The following is a 7,565-nucleotide window of genomic DNA, read 5'->3' on the forward strand; positions in this document are numbered from 1 at the left end:
GGAGACCCTGGCCGAGGTGTTCGGCCCGGCGGACGTCCCGCGCGCCGCGCTCGGGTCGGACATGTCGATGATCGGCCACACCATGCCGGCCGCCGGCATCGCGGGCCTGGTCAAGGCGGCGCTGGCGGTGCACCACCGCGTGCTGCCGCCGACCCTGCACTGCGACGAGCCGCACCCGGCCCTGGCCGCGACGAGGTTCGAGCCGCTGTCGCGGGCCAGGCCGTGGGAGGGCCCGGCGAGCGGCGCGCCCCGGCGGGCCGCGGTCAACGCCTTCGGGTTCGGCGGCATCAACGCGCACGTCGTGCTGCACGAGCCGCCCGGCGCCCGCGCGGGGGTCGCCGCGGTCACCGAGCCGACCAGGGTGCTGCGCCTGGCCGCCGCCACCCCCGAGGCGCTGCTCGCGCGCCTGGACGCCGGGGCGGAGGGCCTGGACGAGCGCGCCGCGGTGACCGAGCCGTGCCGCCTGGGCATCGTCGACCCGACGCCGCGCAAGCTCGCGCTGGCCCGCAAGGCGGTGGCCAAGGGCGTGCCGTGGCGCGGTCGCGGTGACGTGTGGTTCAGCCCCCGCCCGCTCGACGGGCGGACCGCGTTCCTGTTCCCCGGCCTGGAGGCCGAGTTCGAACCGGCCGTGGCCGACGTGGCGCGGCGCTTCGGCCTGCCCTGGTCGGTCGACGGCGGCACGCGCGTCGGCGACGTCGGGCGGCACGGCGTGGCGGTGTTCCAGGTCGGCCGGGTGCTCGACGCCGCGCTGCGCGGCCTGGGCGTCGCGCCGGACGCGGTGGCCGGGCACAGCGTGGGGGAGTGGACCGCGATGGCGGCCGGCGGCATCCACGCCGCGGACGAGGTGGACGCGTTCCTCGCCGCGTTCGACCCCGGCGCGCTGCGCGTGCCCGGCGTGGTGTTCGCGGTCATCGGCACGTCGGCCGAGCGGGTGGTCGAGGCGCTGGCCGAGCACCCCGGCGTGGTGCTGTCCCACGACAACGCGCCCAACCAGGCCATGGTCTGCGGCCCGGAGGCCGAGGTGGACGCGGTCGTGCGGCGGTTCCGGGCCGAGGCGGTGATCAGCCGGGTGCTGCCGTTCCGCTCCGGCTTCCACACGCCGATGCTCGCGCCCTACCTGGACCCGATCCGCGAGGCCGCCCAGTCCTACACCCTGCGCCCGGCCACGACCCCGGTCTGGTCGGCCACCACCGCGGCGCCGTTCCCGGACGAGCCGGGCGCGGTGCGCGAGCTGTTCATCAGGCACCTGCTCGAACCCGTCCGCTTCCGGCCGCTGGTCCGCGCGATGCACGCCGCCGGTTTCCGGACCTTCGTGCAGTTGGGGCCGGGCCAACTGGGCTCGCTGGTCGACGACACCCTCGCCGGCGAGGACCACCTGGTGGTGTCCGCGCACGGCGGCCTGGCGCAGCTCCGGAAGGTGGTCACGGCCCTGTGGGCGCACGGCGTCGAGGCCGACGCGGGTCCGCTGCTGCCCGCCCGCGCGCCGCACCGCGCCCCGCGTCGAGCCCCGGTGAAGCTGGACCTGGGCAACCCGCTGGTGTCCCTGCCGGAGGACCGGAGGGCAGGACTGCGACCGGCCGCCGCACCCCTGCGGCCGGTCGCGGGGCCCTCGGTCCCCTCCGCGCCGCGACGGGTCGCCGCGCACCAGGCCACCGGGCACGAGGCCGCCGACCCCTTGGCGAGTCTCGCCGGGAACCCCCTGGTGGCCGAGCTGTCGGCCCTGCTGCACGACACCGCCGGGATCGCGGCCGAGCTGATCGGCGCCCGTGCCGCGTCGGCCGGCACCGCGTCGGTCGGCACCGCGTCGGCCGGCACCGCGCCGACCCGCCCCGCACCCGCCTCCCCGCCGCCCCGCCCCGCCCTCCCGGTCCCGCCCGCCACCGCCCCGCCGTCGATCCCCCCGGTCCCGTCGGTGCTGCGCGTCAGCCTCGACGAGATGCCCTACCTGCGCGACCACTGCTTCTTCCGCCAGCGCCCGGACTGGCCGGACGAGGCCGACCGCTGGCCCGTCGTCCCCGCCACCACCGTCATCACCCACCTGATGGACCTGGCCGAACGCGCCACCCCGGGCAGGCGCGCGGTGGCCGTGCACGACGTGCGGCTGCTGAAGTGGATCACCGCGATCCCCGCCGTCGACATCCCGGTCTTCCTCCGCCACCTCGCGCCGGACCGCGTCGAGGTGGCCCTGGGCGGCTACTCCCGGGCCGTCGTCGAGCTGGCCGACCGGCACGCCCCGCCGCCCGGGCCCTGGCCGGTCGACGCCCCGGAGCGCACCCCCGACCTGACCGCCCGGCAGCTCTACGACGAGCGCTGGATGTTCCACGGCCCGCTGTTCCAGGGCGTGGCCGAGCTGACCGCGATCGGGGACCGGCACGTGCGCGGCGTCCTCGCGGACCTGCCGACGCCCGGCGCGCTGCTGGACAACGTCGGCCAGCTGTTCGGCTACTGGGTGATGGCCGTGCTGCCTGAGCGCACCACGGTCTTCCCGGCCCGCCTGGACCACCTGGTGCTCCACGGCCCGCGCCCGGACGGGCCGCTGGACTGCCACGTCCGCATCACCGGCGTCACCGACCTCACCGTCACCGCCGATATCCAGCTCTCCCGGCACGGCCGGGTCTGGGCGCACCTCACCGGCTGGACCGACCGCAGGTTCGACACCGACCCGAACATCCGCGCCGTGGACCGGTTCCCCGGCGCGCACACCCTGTCCGAGGTGGACGAAGGGTGCCGCGCCGTCGTCCACGAGCGGTGGCCGGACCTGGCGACGCGCGAGCTGGTCATGCGCAACGTCCTCGGCGGCGCCGAGCGCGACGACTACCAGGCCCAGCCGCCGAGCCGCAGGAGGCAGTGGCTCCTCGGGCGCATCGCCGCCAAGGACGCCGCCCGCACCCTGCTGTGGCGCGAGGGCGTGGGCGACGTCTACCCGGCCGAGGTCGCCGTGGACGACGACGCCGAGGGCCGGCCGCGCCTGCGCGGCGTGCACGGGCGCGACGTGTCCGGCATCCGGGTCTCGATCGCCCACCACGGCGAGACCGGTGTCGCGGTCGCCTCGCGCGGCCCCTGCGGCGTCGGCCTGGAGGAAGTCGTCCGCCTGGAAGAAGTCGAGGACGGCCCGGACGCCCGGGACCGGCGGGCGCCGGACGGGTGGGCCGGCGACCCGGACCGCTGGTCCGCCGCCATCCGGGCCGCCGAACGGGCCGTCGCCGAGCTGCGCGGCGCCGGTTCGGCCGACTGCCGGGTCGTGGCCGCGGACGGGGACCGGCTGCGCGTCGAGGTGGCGGGCGCGGCGCACGCCGTGCTGGTCCGCGACCTGGTCAACCCGCCCGGCCTGCCGCCGAGGCGCTACGTCGTCGCGTGGACCGCACAACGAGGAGAGGCACCATGAGCACCGAGACCAGCGCGCCCGCGGCCGACCCGGGGGCCGTGCTCGACGAGATCACCGCGATGCTGCGCGAACTGCTCGACGAGCAGGGCCTGGACGACGTCGAGATCACCCGCGACGCCACCTTCCACGGCGACCTGGAGCTGGAGAGCATCGACCTGGTGACGCTGTCCGCGTCGCTGCGCGAGCACTACGGCGACCGGGTCAACTTCGCCGAGTTCGTGGCCGAGCTGGAGCTGGACGAGATCATTGCGCTCACCGTGGGCGAGCTGGTCGACCACGTGGTCGCGTCGCTGCGGGCGGCGTGATGGCGAAGGTCCGCACCGGCGGGATCACCACGCACGTGCAGCGGCTGCCCGCGGCCGGCGGCGGCGCGGACGTGCCGCTGGTGGTGTTCGTGCACGGCCTGCTCACCGACAGCCTGGCCAGCTACTACCTCACCGTCGGGCCGGGTTTCGCCGCGGCGGGCGTGGACGTGCTGATGTACGACCTGCGCGGGCACGGCCGCAGCGACCGCCCGGCCACCGGCTACCGGCTGGAGGAGTTCGTCGACGACCTGGCGCACCTGCTCGACGCCCTGGGCGAGACCCGCCGCGCGCACGTGGTCGGCAACTCGTTCGGCGGCACGGTCGCCGCCGGCCTGGCCGCCTGGCACCCGGAGCGCGTCGCGACCGTGACCATGATCGAGTCCGAGCCGCCGGTGGAGACCTGGCTGCGGCACATGGCGGACGGCCTGGCCGACGCCAAGGCCAGGCTCGCGCACGAGGAGGTCATCGGCTGGATCGAGGCCAACCACGGCTCCCACACCGCCCGCCTGTCCCGGGGCGCGAGCCGCATCCTGGAGTCCACCACGCTGGCCGAGGACGTGCCGCGCAGCCGCGTGATCGCCGACGACCTGTCCGCCATCGGCTGCCCGCTGCTGGCGATCTTCGGCGACGAGTCGGGGCTGGCCGCCCAGGTGCCCGACCTGGAGGCCAGGCTGTCCGGCTGCCGCACCGTCGTGCTGCCCGACCAGGGCCACTCGGTGCTCATCGAACGCCCGCACGAGACCCGCGAGCTGGTCCTGGGGTGGGTGCGCGACCACCACGCGCTGACGGGCGTGCCGGGGTGAGCCGGTTCCTGCTCGTGGCGCCGCCGCTGGTCGGCCACGTCAACCCGCTGGTGGCGGTGGCGGCGGAGCTGCGCGACCGGGGCCACGAGGTGGCCTGGGCCGGGCACGCCGACCTGGTGCGCCGGCTGGCCGGTCCGGGCGCGCGGGTGCACGACTGCGCGCTGCCGCCCTCCGGCGGCCTGGCCCGGCCGCCGGAGCTGACCGGACCGGCCGCGTTCCGGTTCCTGTGGCAGGACTTCTTCGCGCCGCTGGCCGAGGCGATGGCCGACGGAGTCGCGAAGGCCATCGGGGACTTCCGCCCGGACTTGGTGCTGGCCGACCAGCACGCCGTGGCCGGCCCGCTGGTGGCCGAGCGCCTGGGCGTGCCGTGCGCGACGTCGGCCAGCACGTCGGCGGAGCTGGTCGACGTGCTCGCGGACCTGCCCAAGGTGCGCGACTGGGTGACGAACCTGCTCGGGTCCCTGCGCTCGCGCATCGGCGACCCGGCGGCGACCGGCGACCCCCGCTACCCGCCGCTCGGCGTCGTCGCCTTCACCACCCGCGCCCTGGTCGGCGACGTCGACCTGCCCGCCGGCGTGCGGCTGGTGGGTCCGGCCGTGACCGCCCGCCCGACCGGCGGGTTCCCGTGGGACCTGCTGGCCGAGGACCGGCGGCTGGTGCTGGTCAGCCTGGGCACCGCGAACGTCGACGCGGGCGAGCGGTTCCTGACCGCCGCCGCGACCGCCCTGGCGGCGCGACCGCACGTCCAGGGCGTGGTGGTCGACCCCGGCGGCGTGCTCGGGGCGCCGCCGCCGGAGGTGCTGGTGCTCCCGCACGTGCCGCAACTGGAGCTGCTGGCGCGGTGTGCCGCCGTGGTGTGCCACGCGGGCCACAACACCGTGTGCGAGTCGCTGTGGCACGGCGTGCCGCTCGTGCTCGCGCCCATCCGCGACGACCAGCCCCTCGTGGCGGACCAGGTGGTCGCGGCCGGCGCGGGCGTGAGGGTGCGGTTCGGGCGGGTGAGCGCCGAGCGCCTGGGCGACGCGCTGGACGCGGTCCTGGACCCGGCGAGCGGCCACCGCGCCGCGGCCGAGGTGATCAGCCGGTCGTTCCGCGCGGCAGGCGGCGCGACCGCGGCGGCCGACCACCTCGAACAGCTCACCGCCGGTGCCGCGGGCCTGACCGCCGCTGCCGACGCGACCCCCGACCGGACCGCCGCCGCCTCCGGCACCACCCTCGCCACCTCTGCCACAGCCACCGCCGCCTCCGGCACTACCGCCCGTTGAGCCGTTGTCCTCCACCGACCTCCGGGGACCGAAGATGACCGAACCGGCCAAGCCCCTGCGCGTGCTGCTCTCCTACGCCCGACCACACCGCGCGGTGCTGCTGGGCAGCCTGCTGCTCGTGCTGGCCGCGAGCGCCTCCGGCCTGGTGCAGCCGCTGGTCGCGCAGGACGTCCTGGAATCGCTGGGCACGGGCGGCCCGCTGCTGCGGCCGGTGCTGCTGCTGGCCGCGCTCGTGGTCGCGGGCGCCGCGCTGACCGGCGTGCAGTCGTGGTGGCAGCAGCGCACCGCCGAGCGGGTGGTCCGGCAGGTGCGGCACGACCTGGTCTTCCGGCTGGTCCGGCTGCGCGTGCCGGAGCTGGACCGCCGCCCGCCGGGCGACCTCACCGCCCGGGTCACCTCCGACAGCACGCTGGTGCAGAACGCCGCCACCGAGGGCCTGGTGATGGTCGCCAACGGCCTGCTCACCACGCTCGGCGCGGTGGCCATGATGGCGACGGTCCACCTCGGGCTGCTGGGCGTCACCGCGGGCGTGATCGTGTTCGTCGCCGTGCTGCTGCTGGTGGTGCTGCCGCGCATCCGCGCCGCCGTGGCCCGCGGGCAGGCGGCGGTGGGCGCGGTCGGCGCGGCGCTGGACCGCGTGCTCGGGGCGGCCCGCACGGTCAAGGCCAACGGGGCCGAGGCCCGCGAGACCGCGCTCGCGGGCGCGGCCGTGGACGAGGCGTACGCCGCCGGGCTGGTCGGCGCGAAGTACGTGGCCGTGGTGAAGGTGCTGACCGGCGTGGCGATCCAGGGCGCGTTCCTGGCGGTGCTCGGCGTCGGCGGCGCGCTGGTCGCGGCGGGCGGGATGACCGCGCCGGAGCTGATCGCGTTCCTGCTCTACGTGTTCTACCTGGCCTCGCCGATCGGGTCGCTGGCCGCGGGGCTGGGCGTGCTCCAGCAGGGCCTGGGCGCGGTGGGCCGCATCGACGAGGTGCGCGGGATGCCGGTCGAGGAGGACGTGGACCTGCCCGTGCCCGCGCCGGACGGCCCGCCGCCCGCCGTGGAGTTCGACGGCGTCGAGTTCGCCTACCCCGGCCGCGAACCCGCGCTGCGCGGGCTGTCCTTCACCGTCGCGCCCGGCACGCGGACCGCGCTGGTCGGCCTGTCCGGCGCGGGCAAGACCACGACGTTCGCGCTGCTCCAGCGGTTCTACGAGCCCACCGCGGGCACCGTCCGGGTCGACGGCGTCGACATCGCCACGATGCCGCGCGCCGAGCTGCGCAGGCTCATCGCCTACGTGGAGCAGGACTCGCCGGTCATGGCGGGCACGCTGCGCGACAACCTGCTCTACGCCGCGCCGGGCGCCTCCGGGGCGGCGATCACCGAGGCGCTGCGGGCGACGCGGCTGCTGGAGTTCGTCGACCGGCTGGAGGACGGGCTGGACACCGAGGTCGGCACGCGGGGCGTGGCCCTGTCCGGCGGCGAGCGCCAGCGGCTGGCCATCGCCCGCGCCCTGCTGCGCGAGCCCCGCGTGCTGCTGCTGGACGAGGCCACCGCGCAGCTCGACGCCCGCAACGAGCACGCGCTGCGCGACGCGGTCGACCAGGCGTCCCGGCGCTGCACGGTGATCCTGATCGCGCACCGGCTGTCCACGGTGACCGACGCGGACCAGATCGTGGTGCTGGAGCGGGGCGGGGTGCGGGCGGCGGGCACGCACGCGGAGCTGGTGGCGGCCGACGGCCTGTACCGGGAGCTGGCGGCCACCCAGCTCCTGGTGCCCGCCGGTGGCTGAGCCGGGCCGGGGCGCCCGCGCGCGGCGGGCGCCCCG

5 protein-coding genes are annotated in these 7,565 nt (G+C 76.9%); all 5 read left to right on the plus strand.

Annotated elements, in window-relative coordinates; genetic code table 11:
- A partial coding sequence (locus ACFV4N_RS36505) for an acyltransferase domain-containing protein (protein WP_499677235.1) occupies positions 1 to 3,385 on the plus strand: 3,385 nt, incomplete at its 5' end.
- Positions 3,382 to 3,690 carry an acyl carrier protein gene (locus tag ACFV4N_RS36510; protein ID WP_499677236.1) on the plus strand — a complete coding sequence of 103 codons (309 nt, stop codon included), beginning with the start codon at positions 3,382 to 3,384 and terminating at the stop codon, positions 3,688 to 3,690. The genes ACFV4N_RS36505 and ACFV4N_RS36510, both read left to right, overlap by 4 nt.
- Positions 3,690 to 4,493 carry an alpha/beta fold hydrolase gene (locus tag ACFV4N_RS36515; RefSeq protein WP_499677237.1) on the plus strand — a complete coding sequence of 268 codons (804 nt, stop codon included), beginning with the start codon at positions 3,690 to 3,692 and terminating at the stop codon, positions 4,491 to 4,493. Before ACFV4N_RS36510 ends, ACFV4N_RS36515 begins: the two co-directional genes overlap by 1 nt.
- Positions 4,490 to 5,758 carry a glycosyltransferase gene (locus ACFV4N_RS36520; protein WP_499677238.1) on the plus strand — a complete coding sequence of 423 codons (1,269 nt, stop codon included), beginning with the start codon at positions 4,490 to 4,492 and terminating at the stop codon, positions 5,756 to 5,758. The genes ACFV4N_RS36515 and ACFV4N_RS36520 overlap by 4 nt, the downstream gene beginning before the upstream one ends.
- 34 nt (positions 5,759 to 5,792) lie before the next feature.
- Positions 5,793 to 7,529, plus strand: coding sequence for an ABC transporter ATP-binding protein (locus tag ACFV4N_RS36525; protein ID WP_499677239.1), 1,737 nt, complete (start codon positions 5,793 to 5,795; stop codon positions 7,527 to 7,529).
- The last annotated feature ends 36 nt before the right edge of the window (positions 7,530 to 7,565 follow it).

Origin of the sequence: Actinosynnema sp. NPDC059797, assembly GCF_042732085.1 — a bacterium.
Taxonomy (GTDB): Bacteria; Actinomycetota; Actinomycetes; order Mycobacteriales; family Pseudonocardiaceae; genus Actinosynnema.